This is a genomic window from Streptomyces sp. NPDC002588, assembly GCF_040295925.1.
In the GTDB taxonomy this organism is placed as follows: Bacteria; Actinomycetota; Actinomycetes; order Streptomycetales; family Streptomycetaceae; genus Streptomyces.
In genome coordinates, this window is record NZ_JBEOWF010000055.1 from 1 (window position 1) to 21,274 (window position 21,274).

Here is a 21,274-nt window from a genome sequence, read left to right on the forward strand (position 1 = left end):
AGCGTCGGTCCGTCGCCCAGCGCGGCGAGCGCGGCCAGCGTCCTGGCGAGCTGCTCGGCCTGTTCCCGGGCCTCGGTGCGTCCTGCGCAGTCGTGACCCGGCTGTGATCTGGCGGTGATTGGGCCGGATTCCGTATGGCGTGTGGAGACCGGCTTCCCCTAGCCTTAACGCAGGGTAGCTCTTTGTAGTGTGGTGGGTACTGCGGGCGATTGTTCACCCTGTGGTTTTGGGTACTCGTCTGCGGGGGCGGACGGCCGTCCACTACCATCTAGGAGCGCCATCCGGGCAGCTCGGGGGGATACGGGGGGACTGCGGTGGTTCATGAGGGGAAACCCTTATGGCGTAGAAGCAGCGCTTGTGGCAATGAGACGGAGTGCGTGGAGATCGCGCTGCGGGCGGGGCATGTGCTCGCGCGCGACTCCAAGACACGTGTCACGGCCGTGGTGCACTTCACCGGTGTCGCCTGGACCGACTTCCTCCGCGCTCTACGGGGAGAGCTGAAGGACTCATGACTTTCTTACAGGTCGTCGGCAGGAGGTGCGGGGCCGTTATGGACATCGAAACGTCTTCAGCGCAGCATGCGAGTGGTCGGCCCTCGGGCGTGGGAGGCGCCGCGGCTTTCCTGCTCGTCGTCGGTGCCGTGGCCACGACCACGGCCGCTGCCGCGTCCCTGCTCGTGGAGAGTGTCGTGGTCAAGAGAGCGCTGTGGATGGCGGTACTCGTCGCCGTCTCGGTGAGTGCCGGCCTGTGGCGTGGCAGTCAGTCCGTCACTGCTTCTCCATCGAGTCCTGATCGTCTTGCCGCTCCGCGGGCGGGTGCTTCTCGGTAGAGCCGTCTTTCCGGTGCCGCCATGCGTTCGCCGCCCACCAGCTGAAGCCGGTCAGGCAGACGGCCAGCAGCAGGCCGAACACGATCGTGGCGACATGCCCCCAGGGCAGGTCCAGCGACCCCCGGTCGGCATGGATCGCCAGAAACACGACGCTCGCTATGAAGGGCAGTGCGACCACGACCAGGAAGCCGATGTACATCTCGTTGTCGGACTGGTCCGGCGCATGCGGGTCCGTGCCCTGAGCGTGGTCCTTCAGGGGCGGTGCGTCCAGGTCGGCCCGGTCCTTGGACTCGTCGTCGGTGAAGTCGGGCTTGTCCCCCTCGCGTCCGTTGGTGAGCGCCGGCTTGCGCAGGCGCTGCCGCCACACTGACCTGGCCACGTCGATCCTCCCCCTGGTTCCACCGCTGGCGGTTGGTGTTGTGGGCCTAGCCCATGCCGAGGTCCCGCTTGACGCGGCTGATCAGGTCGAGCGAGCCGGACTCGTCCAGCGCCAGGTCCGTGATCTGCCCGAAGCACCGCTGGTAGCGCTCCAGCAGCTCCAGGTCCTCTCCGCCCGTCATGCTGCCGGCGGCGTGCTCCAGGTACAGCAGGTCCTTGTCGTCCGTGAAGCCGAGCAGGACGAAACTGCCGAGAGTGCTGTAGTGGGCGCCGGCCTCGAAGGGCAGCACCCGGATCGTCGTGTCGGGCCGGGCGCCGAGGTCCAGCAGTTGCTGGAGCTGTCCCGCCAGAACCGTGGGCCCTCCGATCTGGCGTCGCACGGCGGCCTCGTCGAGGACGAACACGGAGCTGAGCCGTTCCTCGCCGTCGAACATCCGTCCCTGGCGCATCATCCTCAGTTCGACGACACGCCGCATCCGCTCGGGGTCGAGGTCACGGGGGGCGAGGAGCGCGTTCGCGTACTCGCGGGTCTGCAGATGACCGGGGATCACGATGGGGTGGTAGGTGTGCAGCCGGACGGCGGCGGTCTCGTACCCCAGGTACTGGGCGAACTGGGGGGTGAGGACATCGTGGAAGCTCGACCACCAGCTCGGTCCCTTGCTTCCCCGGGCCGCTTCCTCCAGTTCATCGGTCACCGCGCGGTCGGTGATTCCGTAGACCTCCATCAGTGCACGCAGGTCGCTGACCGAGATACTGACCGCACCGGTCTCGATGCGAATCAGTTTCGACAGTGACCATTCCACCCGCTCGGCCGCCTCGCGCTGCCGCAGTCCGGCCGCCTCGCGTGCCTTGCGCAGCGCGATGCGCAGCTTGCGCCGGTTGAGACTGGGATCAATGGACGGTGTCATCGCCGCTCCTTCCTCTGTGCACGTACCCTGAACTTCTTGTGACATGCCCTATCAACTCATAGCTGTCGGCTGTAGCCATTATGCCAAGGGCTGTCAGCCAGTAGCCGAATGACATGTCCACGGCCGCGAGGTAGGTGGCGGCGGGTGCGAACACATTCGAGGGACCTCTCCGGCGTCCGGCGGAAGAGGTCCCCGGGAACAGGCAAAGACCCCCACACACCACGGTGGGGGTCTTGCTTCGCCTTGCACGGGTTTCGCCCGGATCGGCCTGGGGGGTCTCAGTCGACCTGCCGCTTGGGGTCCCTCCGTTCCTCCCAGCGGATCCCGCACGCTCCCAGGAAGAGGCGCACGTAGTGGAAACGCGGTACGCGCCCCGCTTGCGTCCGGAGCGTGTTGCGGTGCTCCATCATCTCTTCGATCCGCCACTGGTCCCCCTTGGGGAGGACCATCCCGATGATGTGCAGCCTCGCGCCGACCCGGTTGAGCGAAGCGGCACCGGATCGCGGCCGCGAGGCGTGTATGACCAGTCTGCCCACCCGGGCGAAGAAGCGGCTCAGTCGTACGGGCAGCAGGCCGAGCAGCCGGCCCGTGGTTCTCGCTGTCGATTCCCCTCCGCGTTTCAGGGTCAGCACGACCAGGGCCATCAGGGCCGTGAGCAGTGCGATCACGAGGGACAGGGCGGTGGCGAGGATGATCACCATGAAGGGAGGTTCCGATCAGGAGTCCGTGGCGGGGATCGCCGCACTGGTGGTCCCGGAGGGCTTGCTCTTGTAGGCGCGGGCCAGGGCGAGTCGGGCCTGTTCGGCACCGTCGGTGGTGAAGCGGTAGTAGCGACGCCGGGGCCGAGGGGGAGTGGCTGCGGCGTGCTCGTCGGGGTCCTCCCAGGAGCTCTCCAGTATTCCCGCTCGTTCGAGTCGGGCCAGGATGGGATGGATGGTTCCACTCTGCAGCCCCACCGCCTGGCCGACCGTCAGCCCGTACTGAGGCTGCGTCGGGTTCTGGAGCAGCTCTTTGAGGACCAGCTGGGTCTGCATGGTCATTCGGAGTCCACTCATACCTCTAACTCTACCTAACTTGTCAAGCACTTAGCTGGTTCTCGACTCAAGAGATGTCCGCCGCGGTGTCCGCGGCGGTGCCCGCCCGGCTCTTCTCTACCTAGGTGGTCATTGACTTAAGTGGTGTTATGGTGGAGGAAGGACGCGAGGAGAGGAACGGCAGATGGCCACGCAGGAGTTCGGCGGTAGCGACGGCGGCGACAACGGCGAAGCTCCGGCCTGGGACTTCCGGCTCGACCGAGCCGGACTGGTCGTCAAGGCCGGGCGGCACCTGCAACTCCGTATTTCCCTGGCGCTGCTGCTGTGGTTGATCGCGGCGGTGGCCGGATGGGGTGCCTTCAGTTGGCAGGGTCCGCCCGTGGTGTAGCGGCGGTCCGCCGGACGACCGCGGCCGATGACGACACCCGGCGCGAAGAAGCCCCCGTTCCGTCGCGGAACGGGGGCTTCTCCCTTCGCGGGCGGTCCTGTGCGGGTGTTCTTCGACGTCGGGGCCTCAGCGCTCCAGTCCGTCCAGCGCTCCCAGCTGTGCCATCAGCCCGAGCCGGTCGTACTGCCACCAGGCCTCGGCGATCTTGCCGTCCTCGTCGAAGCGGAACACGGTCGTCCCGGTCATGGCGACATCCCTGCCGGTGGGGGCGATCCCCATGAACTCGCCCCGGTGGGTCCCGCGCCAGGTCCACCGGTTGCACACCCGGTCGTCCTGGGCGATCTGGTCCTCGACGTCGAAGGCGAAGTCGAAGCCGGCCCGCCACATCCCGACCTCGCGGCGTATCGCGTCCATCCCCATGGTGTCCTGCTCGTTGGCGGGATCGTGGTCGTGGTAGTCCTCGGCGATCAGCGAGTCCAGCGGCGGCAGGTCACCCCGGATGGCCACCGTCTCGAAGAACCGCCGCGCGGTCGTCGTGTACAGCTGCTCGTCCCGTACGACGTCCAGGTCCGTGAACGTCGGCATCTCGTCGCACAGGGCGACCAGCTCACGGAAGACCTTGTCGGTCTCCGGCAGGTTCGAGTTCCGCATCGCCTCCTCGTACGACGGGAACTCCACGATCTCGATGAAGTGCGATCCGTCCGAGCGGTCCTTGCCGACCACCGCGTGCGTCGCCGTCCGCTTTCCCCTGGTCTGTTCGACCCACGTGTCCATCAGCCGGTCCATCTCGTCGAACCGACTGGTCCTGCAGTCGATGAGCTGTACGAATGTCATGACGCCGCCTCCGGCCCCCTGGGTCCGGTGTATCTGACACCCCCATTTTCCCACCGGAGCGCCGACGTCACCTGCTTGGAGCCGCCGAGGCCCGTTCCCCTGCGGCCGGGCCCCCGCGTGCTCCTATCGAGGTCCGTACTTCCGGCCGGTCCGCGAGCTGATCCCGCCCAGCAGCGAGCGCGGTGTCACCTTCGCCAGCCCCATGAGCGCCTTGTACCGCGGATCGGGGATCGACAGCGACTTCCCGCGCGCCAGGTCCGCCAGGGCCGCCGCGACCACTTTGTCCGCGTCCAGCCACATCCAGCCGGGGATGCTGTCGGTCCCCATCCCGGCCCGCTCGTGGAACTCCGTGCGCACGAAGCCCGGGCAGAGCGCCATCAGGCGGACGCCGCTGCCGGCCAGGTCCCTCGCCGCGCCCTGCGTGAACTGCACGACCCAGGCCTTCGACGCCCCGTACGTCCCGCGCGGCAGGAACGCCGCCACCGAGGCCACGTTGACGACCCCGCCGCGGCCGCGGTCCCGCATCACCGTGACCGCCGCGGACGTCAGCCGCAGCACCGCCTCGCAGTGCACCCTGAGCATCTTCAGCTCGTCCGCCATCGGCACGTCGAGATAGCGGCCCTTGTTGCCGAAGCCCGCGTTGTTGACCAGCAGGTCCACGGGGTTCTTGCGGTCGCCCAGCCGCGCGGCCACCGCCTCGATGCCGTCGTCCGTGGCCAGGTCGGCGGTGAGCACCTCCGCCTCGATGCCGTGCCGGTCGTGCAACTCGGTCGCCTGCTCGCGCAGCCGCTCGGTGTCGCGGGCGACGAGGACGAGGTCATGCCCGTCCGCCGCCAGTCTGCGGGCGAACGCGGCGCCGATGCCCGCGGTCGAACCCGTGATGAGAGCCGTTGTCATGGCGCAAGGTTAGTGACCCGGACCGAGCGCGTCCGGTCTGCGCACCCGGCCTCCCGAAGGTGAAGACCATGTGCGCACCGTCGCCGTGACAGCAGCTCAGCGCCGTACCCGCCCCCGGAGGGCGGTTTCAGCCCCCGTGCTGCGCCACGTACCGCCGGGCCGCCGCCAGTGCCTCCGGGTGCAGCGCCTCGCCCGCCGCGAGCAGCCGGGGCAGCAGTTCGCGGTGCGTGGTGACCGCCTGGAACTGCATCCGGGCCGTCACCTCGTGCTCCGGCACGTGGACGATCTCGATCGCGTCGCCCGCGCGGACCTCACCCGGTGCGATCACCCGCAGGTACGCGCCCGTCGCCGCCTTCGCCGTGAACCGCTTGACCCACCGCCGCTCGCCCAGGTGACCCTGGAAGGTGAGGCACGGTATCCGCCCCGAGGTCACCTCCAGCACCACGTCGGACCCGATCCGCCAGCGCTCGCCGATCCGCGCCCCGGACACCTCGAGGCCGGTGGTGGTGAGGTTCTCGCCGAACGAGCCGGGAGCCAGCGTGCGCCCCAGCTCGCGCTCCCAGTCGTCGAGGTCCTCGCGGGCGAAGGCGTACACCGCCTGGTCGTCCCCGCCGTGGTGGCGCAGTTCGCAGACCGTGTCCCCGGCCAGCCCGCTGCCGCCCGCGCCCTTCGGGCCGGGCGCCGAGATCCGCACCGGCCCTTCGACCGGCCGCTTGTCGATACCGGTCAGGCCCTGGGAGTGGTCGGTGTAGGGCACGCTCTTCGGGCTGCCCAGGTTGACTGACAGAAGCCTCATGGCGGCACGGTAAGGGACCTGACGTCAAAGTGTCGACGCGATTTTCGGCGTCGTACCCAAGTCGACCTTATGCTCGGGGGATGATCGAGGCCCGTCATCTCCGTGTGCTGCGTGCCGTGGCCGCCACCGGCTCCTTCTCGGCCGCCGGGCGTGAACTGGGCTGTACCCAGCCGGCCGTCAGCCAGCAGATGAAGGCCCTGGAGGCCTCCGTCGGCACGCCCCTGCTGGTCCGCAGCGGCCGCGAGATGCGCCTGACCCAGGCCGGCGAGGCCCTCGTACGGCACGCGGCCGGCATCCTCTCCGGCCTCACCGCCGCCGAGGAGGAGGTCGCCGCCATCGCGGGCCTGCGGGCCGGCCGGGTCCGTCTGGTCTCCTTCCCCAGCGGCAGTTCCACCCTGGTTCCGACCGCTCTCGCCGCCCTGCGCGCCGAGCACCCCGGCACGAGGGTCTCCCTGGAGGAGGCCGAACCGCCCGAGTCCGTGGAGGCGCTGCGGGCCGGCGACTGCGACGTCGCGCTCGCCTTCCGCTACGCGCGCGTGCCGGGCTCCGGGGGCGCCGAGGAGTGGGACGACCTGGTCGTACGGCCGCTGCTCACGGACCGGCTGGTCGCCCTCGTGCCGGAGCGGCACCGGCTCGCGCGGGCCGGGTCGTCGGGGTCCGTCGCCATCGGCGAACTCGCCGACGAGTCGTGGATCGCGGGGTGTCCGCGCTGCCGCGGCCAGCTCGTCGAGGTGTGCGAGCGCGCGGGCTTCACGCCCCGTATCGACTTCGCCACCGACGACTACCCGGCGGTCGTCGGCCTGGTGGGCGCGGGGCTCGGCGTGGCCGTCCTGCCCCGGCTCGCCATCGAGTCCGTACGGCCCCGCGGAGCGCGCGCGGTGACCCTGGAGCCGGCGGTGCGGCGGGAGATCGTCGCGCTCACGCTCCCCGACCTGGCGCAGGTGCCGGCGGTGGCGGCGACGCTGGAGCAGCTCGGGCGGGCGGGGCGGGCCAAGGGAGAGCTGCGGAGCATGTGAGAACGGCGGGTACGCACGCGTGCCCGCCGTTGTGTGCAGAAACGTTCCTTCATGTGTTCGAAGCGGCGTCTCTCGCTCCCGACGACGCCGTCACCAGGCGGTTGCGCGCCCGGCCCATGAGCTCCTCGCGCTCGTCCTCGGTCAACCCGCCCCACACGCCGTACGGTTCGCGCACCGCCAGCGCGTGAGCCGCGCACTGCGCGCGGACCGGGCACCTCATGCAGACCTCCTTGGCCGAGTTCTCTCGAGCGCTCCGAGCCGCCCCGCGCTCACCCTCCGGATGGAAGAAGAGCGAACTGTCCACGCCGCGGCAGGCGGCCAGCAGCTGCCAGTCCCACAGGTCCGCGTTCGGTCCGGGAAGGCGGGAGAAATCTGCCATTGTGTGACCCCTTGTAGCCGTTCTGAGCGGATACGGTGTCCACGACCGTACAACTACGATCTAAGGAGATGAAAATATGACTCATTGCGAATCTAGCCTCAGACACCAGCTAAAGGGAAGAAATGGGGCTAAATGGGGCACCGGTTGTGATGAAAGATTGAGGGTCCGCGCGGCTGCCTCCACCGTGTCCGCACCCTCACGTAGAGTGCCGAAGAATGCACGCAGCCCCGTAACTCTTTCGAGTGACCGTCGTTGAGAGTGCGGTGGCGGTTGAAAACACAAACGCTCGGGCAGGCGTCCGAGACGGTCGACCGCACAGGTGACGATTTCGTACCAGCCTGGAGGCACAAGGTGACGCGCATCAGCTGCGGAGGGCGGCCATGACTTCCGTCCTCGTCTGCGACGACTCCCCGCTTGCCCGAGAGGCGCTCCGCCGCGCGGTCGCGACCGTGCCCGGCGTCGAGCGCGTGACGACGGCGGCCAACGGCGAGGAAGTCCTCCGCCGCTGGGGCGCCGACCGCTCGGACCTCATCCTGATGGACGTGCGCATGCCCGGACTGGGCGGCGTCGAGACCGTACGGCGGCTGCTGTCCGCCGACCCCGGTGCCCGCATCATCATGCTCACCGTCGCCGAGGACCTGGACGGCGTCGCCCTCGCGGTCGCCGCCGGTGCCCGCGGTTATCTGCACAAGGACGCCTCGCGGGCGGAACTGCGCGCGACCGTCACGCAGGCGCTCGCCGACCCGACCTGGCGGCTGGCCCCCCGCCGGCTGCGCTCCGCCGAGATGGGCGCCGCGCCCACGCTCACCGCGCGTGAGATCCAGGTCCTCGAAGGCATGAGCCACGGCCGCTCCAACGCGGAGATCGGCCGTGAGCTGTTCCTCTCCGAGGACACGGTGAAGACGCACGCCCGGCGCCTGTTCAAGAAGCTCGGCGCCTCGGACCGCGCCCACGCGGTGGCCCTCGGCTTCCGCTGGGGACTGGTCCGTTAGGAGCCGCGCCTGTGCGCGAAGCCGGCCGGCGAGGGCCCGTCCCTGTCGGCTCGGCTCGGCAAGGTCCGGTCACAGCACTGGATGGGGCCCGGCCGCGCCCGGCACCGCGAAGTCCGTCCGTGGCGTGGCGGCCCGTGCCCTGGGGGCCGGGGCCCGGGCCCGTCCCCCGGACAGGTGCTGAACCGCCCGACGGATCGGGCCGGTTTCGGGGGCGTCGGCCGGTCGTCGTCCGGCCAGTGAAGAGGAGCGGGGGTATGAGGGAACCGCCCTGCTCAGGCGGGGGATCAGGCGGAGTCGGAAGTCCGGGGGAGAGCCCCGTCCGCCAGGCGGCGGACGGGGTCGGCGCACGGACCTGTCCGGCCTTCGCTGCTCGTTTCGTCGCGGATGCCGCATCCTTGAGATGTGGAGTCTCTCGGGGACGATTCGGTCGAGCGGAAGGGGAGGGCGCAGGGGATGAGTTCCGGCGCACCTGCTCATAACGCTTCGGTGCACAACGACGGGCACGGCGAGGCGGACCGTTCGGCCGCGGTGCACCATGGACCGATGCGCGACGACGAGGCGGTCACTGCCGTGGGGACGATCGGGGGACTCGTCCATCGCGCGGTCGACGGCGACGAGCAGGCCACCCACGACCTGCTCGCCCACGTCCACCCGCTGGCGCTGCGCTACTGCCGCACCCGGCTGTCCCGGCTCCCCGGCGACGCGCGCCACTTCGTGGAGGACCTCGCCCAGGAGGTCTGCGTCGCGGTCCTGCTCGCCCTGCCCCGCTACCGGGACACGGGCAGGCCCTTCGAGGCCTTCGTCTTCGCCATCGCCGCCCACAAGGTCGCCGACCTCCAGCGCGCCGCCATGCGCCATCCCGGCTCCACGGCGGTCCCGTCCGACGAGATGCCGGAGCGCCCGGACGACTCCCTCGGCCCCGAGGAGCGCGCCCTGCTCAGCAGCGACGCCGAGTGGGCCAAGAAACTGCTGGCCAACCTGCCCGAGAACCAACGGGAACTGCTTCTGCTGCGCATCGCGGTGGGCCTCACCGCCGAGGAGACCGGCCAGATGTTGGGAATGTCACCCGGAGCGGTCCGGGTGGCCCAGCACCGGGCGCTGAGCAGGCTGCGGGCGCTCGCCGAGCAGTAAGGGGCGCGGTGACGAGCCCGGCAACGGCCCTTCGGTGAACACGTTCTCCGCGAATTCCGTACGAACATACGAAGTCCGGAGTGACGTCGGACCGTGGAATCTGAGCGTGGAATTCGGGAGGTGCGCTTCCCGTTAGCATGGACATCCGCACCGATCAAGGCCATTTGGGGAAGGTGTCATGACTGCCAACGTCGACGGAGTGCCCGCCAAATTCGCGACCCTCGGGCTCACCTACGACGACGTGCTGCTGCTGCCGGGCGCATCCGAGGTGCTCCCGAACGCGGTCGACACCTCGTCCCGCATCTCCCGCAATGTCCGGGTCAACATCCCGCTGCTGTCGGCGGCCATGGACAAGGTGACCGAGTCCCGCATGGCCATCGCGATGGCCCGCCAGGGCGGCGTCGGCGTGCTGCACCGCAACCTCTCCGTCGAGGACCAGGTCAACCAGGTCGACCTGGTGAAGCGCTCCGAGTCCGGCATGGTCACCGACCCCATCACCGTGCACCCCGACGCCACGCTCGCCGAGGCCGACGCGCTGTGCGCCAAGTTCCGCATCAGCGGCGTCCCGGTCGTCGACGGGGACAAGAAGCTCCTCGGCATCGTCACCAACCGCGACATGGCCTTCGAGAGCGACCGCTCGCGCCGGGTGCGCGAGGTCATGACGCCGATGCCGCTGGTCACCGGCCATGTCGGCATCTCCGGCACGGAAGCCATGGAGCTGCTGCGCCGCCACAAGATCGAGAAGCTTCCGCTGGTCGACGAGGCGGGTGTCCTCAAGGGCCTCATCACGGTCAAGGACTTCGTCAAGGCCGAGCAGTACCCCCGGGCCGCCAAGGACGCCGAGGGCCGGCTGATCGTCGGCGCCGCCGTCGGCGCCAGCCCCGAGGCGCTCGAGCGCGCCCAGGCCCTCGCCGAGGCCGGGGTGGACTTCCTGGTCGTCGACACCTCGCACGGCCACAACAGCAACGCCCTCAGCTGGATGGCGAAGATCAAGTCCAGCGTCGGCATCGACGTCATCGGCGGCAACGTCGCCACCCGTGACGGCGCCCAGGCCCTGATCGACGCCGGTGTCGACGGCATCAAGGTCGGTGTCGGACCGGGCTCGATCTGTACCACCCGCGTCGTCGCCGGCATCGGCGTCCCGCAGGTCACCGCCATCTACGAGGCCTCCCTCGCCGCCCGCCCGGCGGGCATCCCGCTGATCGGCGACGGCGGTCTGCAGTACTCCGGCGACATCGGCAAGGCGCTCGCCGCCGGCGCCGACACGGTGATGCTGGGCAGCCTCCTCGCGGGCTGTGAGGAGTCCCCGGGCGAGCTGCAGTTCATCAACGGCAAGCAGTTCAAGTCGTACCGCGGCATGGGCTCCCTCGGCGCCATGCAGTCCCGCGGCCAGGCGAAGTCGTACTCCAAGGACCGCTACTTCCAGGCGGAGGTCGCGGCCGACGACAAGCTCGTGCCCGAGGGCATCGAGGGCCAGGTGCCCTACCGCGGCCCCCTCGCCAACGTGCTGCACCAGCTCGTCGGCGGTCTGCGCCAGACCATGGGCTATGTCGGCGCCGCCACCATCGAGGAGATGGAGACCAAGGGCCGCTTCGTCCGGATCACCTCCGCGGGCCTCAAGGAGAGCCACCCGCACGACATCCAGATGACGGTCGAGGCGCCGAACTACAGCAGGCAGTAGTCGCGCGGGCTTCCCGAGGGCGGTCCCGGAACTCCGGGGCCGCCCTTGTCGTGCCCGTCGGCGATACTGGAAGACGCTGGAACGCATCAGGGAAAGGCCACACACGTGACTGAGATCGAGATCGGGCGCGGCAAGCGCGGCCGCCGGGCGTACGCCTTCGACGACATCGCCGTCGTCCCCAGCCGTCGTACGCGCGACCCGAAGGAGGTCTCGATCGCCTGGCAGATCGACGCCTACCGCTTCGAGCTGCCCTTCCTGGCCGCCCCCATGGACTCGGTCGTCTCCCCGGCCACCGCGATCCGCATCGGCGAGCTCGGCGGCCTCGGCGTGCTGAACCTCGAAGGCCTGTGGACGCGGTACGACGACCCGCAGCCGCTGCTCGACGAGATCGCCGACCTCGACGCGGACACCGCGACCCGCCGCCTCCAGGAGATCTACGCCGCCCCCATCCGCGAGGAGCTGATCGGCCAGCGCATCAAGGAGGTGCGCGACTCCGGCGTGGTCACGGCCGCCGCGCTCTCCCCGCAGCGCACGGCCCAGTTCTCCAAGGCCGTGGTCGACGCGGGCGTGGACATCTTCGTGATCCGCGGGACGACGGTCTCGGCGGAGCACGTCTCGGGTGCGCACGAACCGCTGAACCTGAAGCAGTTCATCTACGAGCTCGACGTCCCGGTGATCGTCGGCGGCTGCGCCACCTACACGGCCGCCCTGCACCTGATGCGCACCGGCGCGGCGGGCGTCCTGGTCGGCTTCGGCGGCGGCGCCGCGCACACCACGCGCAACGTGCTGGGCATCCAGGTCCCGATGGCGACGGCGGTCGCCGACGTGGCCGCCGCCCGCCGCGACTACATGGACGAGTCCGGCGGCCGGTACGTCCACGTCATCGCGGACGGCGGCGTCGGCTGGTCCGGCGACCTGCCGAAGGCGATCGCCTGCGGAGCCGACTCGGTGATGATGGGCTCCCCGCTCGCCCGCGCCACCGACGCGCCGGGCCGGGGCCACCACTGGGGCATGGAGGCGGTCAACGAGGAGCTGCCGCGCGGCAAGAAGGTCGACCTGGGCACGGTCGGCACCATCGAGGAGGTCCTCACGGGCCCGTCGCACACGCCCGACGGCTCCATGAACCTCTTCGGCGCGCTGCGCCGCGCGATGGCCACGACCGGCTACAGCGACCTGAAGGAGTTCCAGCGGGTCGAGGTGACGGTGGCGGACTCGGTGCACCGGCGGTAGGCCGCAGGACGCGGGAAGGGGCCGGTCGCTCACGGGGGTGAGTGACCGGCCCCTTTCGTGTGCCCGGGCGGGTCTGGGGCGTGTGGTGCGGGGTGGGGGCGCCCGTGGGACGCCATCGCAAGCCCACCCGCTGGGACCGGATCCGTCTTCGGATGGTCCAGTTCAAGAGGAGGTGGATCTTGCGACTTTTCGGATGGTGAGCGGCCGCCCCCACACAACCTAGGGGCGGACACTCCGTGATCCATCCAGGAGCCTGCCGCAGTGCCCATACTGCGGTGGGCTCCACCCTTTTCGGATGGTGAGCGGCCGCCCCCACACACACTAGGGGCGGACACTCCGTGATCCATCCAGGAGCCCGCCGCAGTACCCGCTGCGGTGGGCTCCACCTGTTGCCACCGTACTGGGGCAGAGGGCCGAGTGCCACCAACCGCAGGGGTCGGCGACCCCACGCGCCCCCCTTCACAACCGATACGCCGCCCCCGTGGGTGTGGCACCCCGGGTGTCCAGCAGCAGCTGGGCCTTCACCGACAGGCCCTGGAGGTCGTACGTGCGGTGCTGCTGGAGGAGGATCGTGAGGTCGGCATCGGCGGCGGCCTCGTAGAAGGAGTCGGCGCGGGGGACCGGGCGGTCCAGGACGCTCCAGGACGGGACGTGCGGGTCGTGGTAGCTGACGGCGGCGCCGAGCTCCATCAGACGGATCGCGATCTCGCGCGCGGGGGTGTTCTGCCGGTCGGCGAGGTCGGCCTTGTAGGTGACACCGAGGAGCAGGATGCGGGCGCCGCGGGCGGACTTGCCGTGTTCGTTCAGGAGGGCGGCGGCGCGCTGGACGACGTAGCGGGGCATACGGCCGTTGACCTGCTGGGCCAGCTCGACCATGCGCAGGGGGCCGCCGAGGTGGCCGGTGCGGTCCAGGGGGACGGAGTGGCCGCCGACGCCGGGGCCGGGGCGGAAGGCGTGGAAGCCGAAGGGCTTGGTCTCGGCGCAGCGGATGACGTCCCACAGGTCGACACGCAGGTCGTGGCAGAGGACCGCCATCTCGTTGACGAGGGCCATGTTGACGTGCCGGAAGTTGGTCTCCAGGAGCTGCACGGTCTCGGCTTCCCGGAGGCCACGCGCGCGTACGACCTTCTCGGTCAGCCGGCCGTAGAAGGCGGCGGCCGACTCGGTGCACGCGGGCGTGAGGCCGCCGATGACCTTAGGGGTGGTGGCCGGGGTGAAGGCGCGGCCGCCGGGGTCGACCCGGCTGGGGGAGTACGCGAGGTGGAAGTCGCGGCCCGCGCGCAGACCGGACTCCTCCTCCAGGATCGGCCGCAGGAAGTCCTCCGTCGAACCGGGGTAGACCGGCGACTCCAGGAGGACGGTGGTGTGCGGGCGCAGGTGCGCGCCGAGCGTGCGGGCGGCGGCCTCCACCTGGCCGAGGTCGAGTCCGCCGTCCACGCCGCGCGGGGTGGGGGCGCAGATGACGGCGGTGCGCACCCGGCCCAGCTCGGCGGGGTCGGTGGCGGGCCGGAAGCCCCCCGAGAGCATCCGGCGCAGTTCGGCGGGGCTCAGGGAGCCCGCCTCGGGGCCGGTGCGGTAGCCCAGGGTGGGGATGCCGGCGGCCACGGCGGCCTGGGCCAGGGGCAGGCCGAGCGGGCCGAGTCCGATGACGGCGAGATCTGCGGGCATGGCGTGGGCCGTCCTTCCCAGTAACCGAAGCGGGACAGGTACGCAAGCCCTGTGGACAGGACGGGCGAGCGCAATGTCAGACTAGGAGTAAATATGACCGTTATGCGGGATTGATCGGTTGTGTTGATCAGGGTTTTCCGGCCCGACCGCTCCGGTTCCGTGAGAGTTGTCCACAGGCTGGGGGCGAGTGGTGGCTGATGTCGGCCATCCCGGTCAGAATTTTGGGCAGGGGGAACGGAGCGGGCCTCGCCTCACGGTGCGGCCGGCGCGACGCACAGCGGGAGGCAGCGGTGAGGACAGCGACACTGGGCCCGGCGCAGCGAGCCGAGTCACTGGCGGCCATGGCCGAGCGCGAGCTGGACGTGCTGGTCGTGGGAGGCGGTGTGGTCGGCGCGGGCACCGCCCTCGACGCCGTGACCCGCGGCCTGTCCACCGGCCTCGTCGAGGCACGCGACTGGGCGTCGGGCACGTCGAGCAGATCCAGCAAGCTCATCCACGGCGGCCTGCGCTATCTGGAGATGCTCGACTTCGCCCTCGTCCGCGAGGCGCTGAAGGAGCGCGGCCTGCTCCTGGAGCGGCTCGCCCCGCATCTCGTGAAGCCGGTGCCGTTCCTGTACCCGCTCCAGCACAAGGGCTGGGAGCGGCTGTACGCCGGTTCGGGCGTCGCGCTCTACGACGCGATGTCCATGGCCCGCGGGCACGGGCGGGGCCTGCCCGTGCACCGCCATCTGAGCCGCCGTCACGCCCTGCGGGTGGCCCCGGCCTTGAGGAGGGACGCCCTGATCGGCGCCCTGCAGTACTACGACGCCCAGATGGACGACGCCCGCTTCGTCGCCACCCTGGTGCGCACCGCCGTGTCCTACGGCGCGAGGGCGGCCAACCGGGCCCGGGTGACGTCCTTCCTGCGCGAGGGCGAGCGGGTCGTCGGCGCGCGCGTGCAGGACGTCGAGGGCGGCGGCGAGTACGAGATCCGTGCCCGGCAGATCGTCAACGCCACCGGCGTGTGGACCGACGACACCCAGGGCATGGTGGGCGAGCGCGGCCAGTTCCACGTCCGCGCCTCCAAGGGCGTCCACCTCGTCGTCCCCCGTGACCGCATCAGCTCCTCCACCGGCCTGATCCTGCGCACCGAGAAGTCCGTGCTGTTCGTCATCCCCTGGGGCCGGCACTGGATCGTCGGCACCACCGACACCGACTGGGACCTCGACAAGGCCCATCCGGCCGCCTCCAGCGCGGACATCGACTACGTGCTGGAGCATGTGAACTCGGTACTTCGGGTCCCCCTGACCCGCGACGACGTCGAGGGCGTGTACGCCGGGCTGCGGCCGCTGCTGGCCGGCGAGTCGGACGCCACCAGCAAACTGTCGCGCGAACACACCGTGGCCCATCCCGTGCCCGGCCTGGTGGTCGTGGCGGGCGGCAAGTACACGACGTACCGGGTGATGGCCAAGGACGCGGTCGACGAGGCCGTGCACGGGCTCGACATGCGGGTCGCCGAGTGCATCACCGAGGACGTGCCGCTGCTGGGCGCGGAGGGCTACCGGGCGCTGTGGAACGCCCGGGCGCGGATCGCGGCGCGCAGCGGGCTGCACGTGGTGCGGGTGGAGCACCTCCTCAACCGCTTCGGGGCGATGACCGAGGAGATCCTCGACCTCATCGCCTCGGACCCCTCGCTCGGTGAACCGCTCCAGGCAGCCGACGACTATCTGCGCGCCGAGATCGTGTACGCCGCCTCCCACGAGGGAGCCCGCCACCTGGACGACGCGCTGACCCGGCGCACCCGCATCTCCATCGAGACCTTCGACCGCGGCACGCGCAGCGCCCGGGAGGCGGCCGAGCTGATGGCGCCGGTGCTGGGCTGGGACAAGGACCAGATCGAGCGCGAGGTCGAGCACTACGAGAAGCGGGTGGAGGCCGAGCGGGAGTCGCAACTCCAGCCGGACGACCTGACGGCGGACGCGGCGCGCCTCGGGGCGCCGGACATCGTGCCGCTCTGAGGCACTCCTCGAGGCACTTGCAGCGGCAGTTGCCGATGCACTCGTCGAGGCCTCCGTGGCGTCCTGAATTGCACCGGTTCTCCCCGTTGTTGACGGGGAGAAAGGGCCGTCTTCCCGGGCTCTGGCCGGTCTCCGCCGCACCTTCTGGCCGGAATGCCCCGGTCCCTGGGTGCGCTCCGGAGGCGCTCAGAGGCACCCTGGGCGTCGGGCACTTGTCGGGTGAGGGACAATGGAGGCTCTTTCAGGGCGGGTTGCATGAGGGGACGCATGTCGGAGGCGGAGCGGGCGGGGGAAACCCGTCAGGACAAGAGCGCACGTCTCCTCGCCGGGCGGTACCGGCTGGGAGGCGTACTCGGCCGCGGTGGCATGGGGACGGTGTGGCGCGCCGAGGACGAGACCCTCGGGCGCACGGTCGCCGTCAAGGAGCTGCGGTTCCCGGGGAACATCGACGACGACGAGAAACGCCGGCTGATCACCCGGACCCTGCGCGAGGCCAAGGCCATCGCCAGGATCCGCAACAACAGCGCGGTGACGGTCTTCGACGTGGTCGAGGAGGACGACCGGCCGTGGATCGTGATGGAGCTCGTCGAGGGCAAGTCGCTCGCCGAGGTCATCCGTGAGGACGGCGTGCTGGAGCCGAAACGCGCGGCCGAGGTCGGTCTCGCGATCCTCGACGTGCTGCGCTCGGCGCACCGCGAGGGGATCCTGCACCGGGACGTGAAGCCGTCCAACGTGCTGATCTCCGAGGACGGCCGGGTCGTGCTCACCGACTTCGGCATCGCCCAGGTCGAGGGCGACCCGTCCATCACCTCCACCGGCATGCTCGTCGGCGCCCCCTCCTACATCTCCCCGGAGCGGGCCCGCGGGCACAAGCCGGGGCCGGCGGCCGACCTGTGGTCGCTCGGCGGTCTGCTGTACGCGTCGGTGGAGGGCTCGCCGCCCTACGACAAGGGTTCCGCGATCGCGACCCTCACCGCGGTGATGACCGAGCCGCTGGAGGAGCCGAAGAACGCCGGCCCGCTGAGGGACGTCATCTACGGCCTCCTCACCAAGGACCCCGAGCGGCGGCTCGACGACGCAGGTGCGCGGGCGAAACTCAACACCGTGATCCACGCGCCCGACCCGAAGGAGGCCGAGCCGGCGGACGCGACGACGGTCGTGCCCCTCCCGGTGCAGCCGGACGGCCCCGACGGCAAGGGGAGTTCGGCCGGGGAGGCGGGCGAGAGGCTGCGCGGGGCGCTGCGTTCCGTGCGCAAGAAGGCCGCCGTCGCGGCCGGTGCCGCCACCACGGCGGCCGTTTCCCGTACCAGGCCGGGGAGTTCCGCGCCGGCTTCCGGATCCGCGGGGACGGAGGAGGCGCGGGCGGCCGCGCCCGCCACCAAGAAGATGGCCCCCGTCCCGGCCCCGGCCCGGACCAAGCCCACGACCACGACCACGACCGCGTCGCCCTCCGTTTCCGCGTCCACCTCGAGTCCTGCTTCGGCATCCGCTTCCGCGTCCACGGCGTCGTCCAGGGCCGGTTCGGGTGCCGGTGCCGCCGCGGGCGGGACGACCGGCGGGCGGAGCTCCGGGTGGCCCGTGATGACCCCGCCGGACCTGCCGCCGCGGCCCGTGCCCAGGGCGCCGCTGACCGACGTGGTGCCCAAGCGGACCCTGGTGATCATCGCCGTGGTGGTCGTGCTCGCGGTGCTCGGCACGATCCTGGCCCTCATCCTCGGCGGTGGGGACGACGAGAAGGCGGGCGGCTCGGGAAGCGGCGGGTCCAGGACCGTCGCCGGCAGCACCCCCGGTGCCGACGCGAGTGCCGGCGCGAGCGCCGACACCAAGGAGGACACCGGCGGCGGCACCCGTACGGACGGGGCGACCTCGCAGGCCACGGCCTCCGGCAGCGGCTCGGGCGACAACACCTCCACCACCGGCGGCACCGGCTCCGCCACCGGTGCGGCCGACGAGGCGACGACGACGTACAAGGGCGGTCAGGGGTACTCGATCGGGCTGCCCGCCGGCTGGAAGTTCCAGACGTCGAGCTCGGCGGGGGACCGGTTCACCGGGCCCGGCCGACAGAAGCTGCTGATCGCCTGGACGACCACGCCCAAGAGCGACCCCGTCGCCGACTGGAAGAACCAGGAGCGCTACATGACGCGCTCTCAGTACCAGAAGATCCGAATAGCCGCGGTGAACTACCGCGGCTGGAACACGGCCGACTGGGAGTTCACCTACACGGACGGCGGGACCGCGTACCGCACCATCGACCGCGGGTTCGTGGTGAGCGGCAGCCAGGGCTACGCGCTGATGTACACGGCGCCGGCCGCCTCCTGGGGCAGCGAACTGCGCGCGAGCACCTGGAAGACGCTGACGGAGACCTTCACGCCCAAGAAGTAGCGGGAGCCGTACGGGCGCGAGATGTTGCATCCCCGCTTTGCGAGTTGCCTCAGGCACGTATCGTGAGTGCTTGCGGACCGTACGCATCCAGCTCCATGGCCGGATACGGCTGGAACGGCTCGCGGAACGAACGGATTTGACCGACCGGAAGGCCGGGGGAGGCAACGTGGACGACTATGCGGGACGGGTACTCGCCGACCGCTACCGCCTGCCGCTGCCGCCCTCCGACGAGTACGAACTCACCGAGAGCCGGGCCTTCGACACCTACAGCGGACAGGAAGTCCTGGTACGGCAGGTGCCGTTGCCCGAGGTCGTCGAGGCGGAGGTGCTCGACGCGGAAGGGCTGCCCGAGGGGTTCACCGCGCGTGACCGCTTCGGTGCCGGGCGGGTGCCCGGCGCGCGGTCGGGCGGGAGCACCCGGCGGCCCGCCGATCCCGTCGTACGGCGAGCCGTCGAGGCGGCGCAGGCCGCCGCGAGCATTCCCGACCATCCGCGGCTCGACCAGGTCTTCGACGTGTTCGCCGAGGGCGGCTCGCTGTGGATAGTGAGTGAACTCGTGGCCGCGCGGCCGCTCGCCGCGCTGCTCGCCGAGAAGCCGCTCACGCCGTACCGGGCCGCCGAGGTCGCCTCCGACGTGCTCACGGCCCTGCGGGTGCTGCACGCGCACGGCTGGGTGCACCGCAACATCACCGCGCGTACCGTCCTCGTCTGCGACGACGGACGGATCATGCTGACCGGCCTCGCGGTCGGCGCGGCGGAAGAGGCGCTCTGCGGATACGACCCGGTGCCGGTCGACGAGACGGAGACACCGCCGCCCACGGCTCCCGTGCCGCCCGCGGGAACCGCCGTCACCGGGCCCGGCGCGCCCGGGGCGGGGGCGCCCGGGGCGGGCGTCGCCGCCGACCCCGAGGCCGCGCGGCGGGCCGCCATCGAGGCGCGGGCGGCGGGGAGACTGCCGGAGCCGGCCGGTGAGCCGGTGACCGGCGCCGGGGGCGGGGGCGACGGGCCGGGCGCGGTGGCGCGCCGGGCGGCCGTCGAGACGACCGGGGAGGACATCCGCGCCGCGCGCGCCGGGGCCATCGCCGCGTACCGGGCGGGCGCCCGCGCGGCCGCCCGGGTGCAGGAGGCGCAGAACGGCCGCGCGGCCCTGCCCGGCGCCCGCACCCCGGCCGAGGGCGACGGCACGACCGTGACACCGTCCGGGTACGGCCCGTCTCCCGCGGCCCCCTCGGCAGGGCCGCCCGGACAGATCGCCGACCCCTACGGCGTGCGGGGCGCACCCGCACCGAACCCCTTCTCCGCCGGCGCGCAGCACCATCCGTCCCTCCCGGTCCCGCAAGGACACACGCCCCTGCCGTCCCAGCCGGCCGGGGCGGGCGAGGGCGAACCGCGGTCCGGGGCCCGTTGGGACGACCTCGTCGCCGCCGGGACACCCGGCCGCCCCGCCCGTCGCGGGCCCGCCACCGCACTCGCCGCCGAGCGGGCCCGCCAGACACGGATGGCGGTCGTCGGCCCCGTCACCGAGCGCTGGGCGCCCGAACAGGCCGGCCCGGTGCACGAGAACTGGCAGCTGGCCGCGCCGATCGGTCCCGCGACCGACCTGTGGGCGCTCGGCGCGCTGCTCTTCCGGGCCGTACAGGGACACGCGCCCTACCCGGAGGAGTCGACGGCGGAGCTGGTGCAGCTGGTGTGCGCCGAACCGCCGGCCTTCGCCGAGGAGTGCGGACCCCTGCGGCCGGTCGTGGAGTCGCTGCTGCGCCAGGACCCCACCGAGCGCCTCGACTTCGAGGAACTGCGCGGCTGGCTGCGCTCGCTGGTGCGGTCCGCGCCGGAGCCGGAGGCCGGGACGTACGTCGTCGCCGCGCCGCCCACCGACCCCCGCCGGCTGCCGATCGTGCGCCGCAAGGGCGAACTGGTGCGCCGACGGCGGGCCGGGCTGCCCGCGACGCACGGACGGCACAAACGGGGCCGCCAGGAGACGGGTTCGCCGCGCAGCCTGGGCCGCACGCTGCTGGTGCTGATACTTCTGCTGCTGGCCGGAGCCGTCGCGTACGCCGTGCTGTTCTTGCCCAAGGCCGGCGAGGACGACGCGGCGGGCTCGGGCGCAACTCAGCCGACCGGTGCCACCGCGACGGCCACCGCGCCGGGCGGCAACCAGGCGCCCGAGGGGAGCAGCGAGCCCCGGCCCGACCAGACCTCGCCGGACGCCTCCGCGGGCGCGGAGACCACCGAGCCGCAGACCGGCTCCGGCACCGAGGTCGCCGACGGCTTCACCCTGCGCAAGGACGACGCCGGCTTCCGGATCGCCGTTGCCGACGGCTGGGACCGCACACCGAAGAACGGGAGCGGCCAGGTCGTCTACTCGCACGGCGACTTCGAGCTGATCGTCGTACCCGGGCGGGACAGCGCGGCCGCGAACGGCAGTGACCCGATGAGCTACCAGCGGGAGAAGGAGCGCGAGCTGGAGCCGTACCGCGACTCCAGCTGGGCGACGGCCTCCGGGCTGCGCACGACGACGGTGGGCACCCGGACCATGGCGGAGGGCCAGTTCACCTGGACCGACAGCGGACGCGAGCTGTACGTCCGCAACCTGGCGATCCTCATCGCCGGCCGCTACCACGTCGTACAGGTCCGCGGCCCCGAGGCCGAACGCGACGAGGTCACCCGGCTGTACGAGCAGGCGACGGCTACCTACCAGTACACCGGCTGACAACACGCACCACACAGAACGACA

General features: G+C 71.3%; 19 protein-coding genes. 10 read left to right on the forward strand and 9 right to left on the reverse strand.

The genetic code is table 11. From position 1 onward, the window contains the following. Positions 1 to 377: 377 nt before the first annotated feature. On the forward strand, positions 378 to 512 hold the full coding sequence (locus ABT057_RS41855) for a DUF397 domain-containing protein (protein WP_352349260.1): 135 nt from the start codon (positions 378 to 380) through the stop codon (positions 510 to 512). A gap of 255 nt (positions 513 to 767) precedes the next feature. Here ABT057_RS41855 and ABT057_RS41860 read toward each other — a convergent pair whose 3' ends face one another. The 4 genes from ABT057_RS41860 to ABT057_RS41875 form a co-directional block, all read right to left on the reverse strand. Then, positions 768 to 1,208 carry a hypothetical protein gene (locus ABT057_RS41860; protein WP_352349262.1) on the reverse strand — a complete coding sequence of 147 codons (441 nt, stop codon included), beginning with the start codon at positions 1,206 to 1,208 and terminating at the stop codon, positions 768 to 770. Between the two features lie 46 nt (positions 1,209 to 1,254). Then, on the reverse strand, positions 1,255 to 2,115 hold the full coding sequence (locus ABT057_RS41865; protein WP_352349264.1) for a helix-turn-helix domain-containing protein: 861 nt from the start codon (positions 2,113 to 2,115) through the stop codon (positions 1,255 to 1,257). A gap of 278 nt (positions 2,116 to 2,393) precedes the next feature. Continuing rightward, entirely contained in the window at positions 2,394 to 2,816 is a 423-nt protein-coding gene (locus tag ABT057_RS41870; RefSeq protein ID WP_352349266.1) for a hypothetical protein, read from the reverse strand. A 15-nt stretch (positions 2,817 to 2,831) separates the two neighbouring features. Next, entirely contained in the window at positions 2,832 to 3,170 is a 339-nt protein-coding gene (locus ABT057_RS41875) for a PadR family transcriptional regulator (protein ID WP_352349268.1), read from the reverse strand. A 163-nt stretch (positions 3,171 to 3,333) separates the two neighbouring features. Between ABT057_RS41875 and ABT057_RS41880 the strand changes: the two genes are divergently transcribed. Beyond that, positions 3,334 to 3,537 (forward strand): hypothetical protein, encoded by a 204-nt coding sequence (locus ABT057_RS41880; protein ID WP_352349270.1) that lies wholly within the window; start codon positions 3,334 to 3,336, stop codon positions 3,535 to 3,537. A 126-nt stretch (positions 3,538 to 3,663) separates the two neighbouring features. Here the strand turns inward: ABT057_RS41880 and ABT057_RS41885 are convergent, their stop codons facing one another. The 3 genes from ABT057_RS41885 to ABT057_RS41895 form a co-directional block, all read right to left on the reverse strand. After that, positions 3,664 to 4,371: an ester cyclase gene (locus ABT057_RS41885; RefSeq protein WP_352349272.1), complete on the reverse strand. Its 708-nt coding sequence runs from the start codon at positions 4,369 to 4,371 to the stop codon at positions 3,664 to 3,666. Positions 4,372 to 4,494: 123 nt separating this feature from the next. Beyond that, a complete protein-coding gene (locus ABT057_RS41890) occupies positions 4,495 to 5,268 on the reverse strand; it encodes an SDR family NAD(P)-dependent oxidoreductase (protein WP_352349274.1) in 774 nt (257 codons plus the stop codon). Positions 5,269 to 5,395: 127 nt separating this feature from the next. Next, positions 5,396 to 6,064, reverse strand: coding sequence for an MOSC domain-containing protein (locus tag ABT057_RS41895; RefSeq protein ID WP_352349276.1), 669 nt, complete (start codon positions 6,062 to 6,064; stop codon positions 5,396 to 5,398). Between the two features lie 80 nt (positions 6,065 to 6,144). On the opposite strand from ABT057_RS41895, the gene ABT057_RS41900 reads away from it, so the two are divergent. Beyond that, positions 6,145 to 7,080, forward strand: a complete 936-nt coding sequence (locus ABT057_RS41900) for a LysR family transcriptional regulator (RefSeq protein WP_352349278.1) — start codon at positions 6,145 to 6,147, stop codon at positions 7,078 to 7,080. Between the two features lie 49 nt (positions 7,081 to 7,129). Here ABT057_RS41900 and ABT057_RS41905 read toward each other — a convergent pair whose 3' ends face one another. Then, positions 7,130 to 7,459: a WhiB family transcriptional regulator gene (locus ABT057_RS41905; RefSeq protein ID WP_093777510.1), complete on the reverse strand. Its 330-nt coding sequence runs from the start codon at positions 7,457 to 7,459 to the stop codon at positions 7,130 to 7,132. A 380-nt stretch (positions 7,460 to 7,839) separates the two neighbouring features. Here ABT057_RS41905 and ABT057_RS41910 point away from each other — a divergent pair, with 380 nt between their 5' ends. The 4 genes from ABT057_RS41910 to ABT057_RS41925 all read left to right on the forward strand — a co-directional run bounded on the left by ABT057_RS41910 (position 7,840) and on the right by ABT057_RS41925 (position 12,493). Further along, complete coding sequence (locus tag ABT057_RS41910; protein ID WP_003948568.1) at positions 7,840 to 8,451, forward strand: response regulator transcription factor; 612 nt, start codon at positions 7,840 to 7,842, stop codon at positions 8,449 to 8,451. Between the two features lie 543 nt (positions 8,452 to 8,994). Then, positions 8,995 to 9,582: a sigma-70 family RNA polymerase sigma factor gene (locus tag ABT057_RS41915; protein ID WP_352349280.1), complete on the forward strand. Its 588-nt coding sequence runs from the start codon at positions 8,995 to 8,997 to the stop codon at positions 9,580 to 9,582. Positions 9,583 to 9,760: 178 nt separating this feature from the next. After that, positions 9,761 to 11,263 (forward strand): IMP dehydrogenase, encoded by a 1,503-nt coding sequence (guaB, locus tag ABT057_RS41920; RefSeq protein WP_352349282.1) that lies wholly within the window; start codon positions 9,761 to 9,763, stop codon positions 11,261 to 11,263. Positions 11,264 to 11,368: 105 nt separating this feature from the next. Next, positions 11,369 to 12,493 (forward strand): GuaB3 family IMP dehydrogenase-related protein, encoded by a 1,125-nt coding sequence (locus tag ABT057_RS41925; protein WP_352349284.1) that lies wholly within the window; start codon positions 11,369 to 11,371, stop codon positions 12,491 to 12,493. A 459-nt stretch (positions 12,494 to 12,952) separates the two neighbouring features. Here ABT057_RS41925 and ABT057_RS41930 read toward each other — a convergent pair whose 3' ends face one another. Continuing rightward, positions 12,953 to 14,161, reverse strand: a complete 1,209-nt coding sequence (locus tag ABT057_RS41930; RefSeq protein WP_352349286.1) for a nucleotide sugar dehydrogenase — start codon at positions 14,159 to 14,161, stop codon at positions 12,953 to 12,955. Between the two features lie 290 nt (positions 14,162 to 14,451). Between ABT057_RS41930 and ABT057_RS41935 the strand changes: the two genes are divergently transcribed. The 3 genes from ABT057_RS41935 to ABT057_RS41945 all read left to right on the forward strand — a co-directional run bounded on the left by ABT057_RS41935 (position 14,452) and on the right by ABT057_RS41945 (position 21,250). Next, positions 14,452 to 16,158, forward strand: coding sequence for a glycerol-3-phosphate dehydrogenase/oxidase (locus ABT057_RS41935; RefSeq protein WP_352349288.1), 1,707 nt, complete (start codon positions 14,452 to 14,454; stop codon positions 16,156 to 16,158). A 267-nt stretch (positions 16,159 to 16,425) separates the two neighbouring features. Continuing rightward, complete coding sequence (locus ABT057_RS41940) at positions 16,426 to 18,540, forward strand: serine/threonine-protein kinase (RefSeq protein WP_352349373.1); 2,115 nt, start codon at positions 16,426 to 16,428, stop codon at positions 18,538 to 18,540. A gap of 166 nt (positions 18,541 to 18,706) precedes the next feature. Beyond that, on the forward strand, positions 18,707 to 21,250 hold the full coding sequence (locus ABT057_RS41945) for a serine/threonine kinase C-terminal domain-containing protein (RefSeq protein WP_352349290.1): 2,544 nt from the start codon (positions 18,707 to 18,709) through the stop codon (positions 21,248 to 21,250). The last annotated feature ends 24 nt before the right edge of the window (positions 21,251 to 21,274 follow it).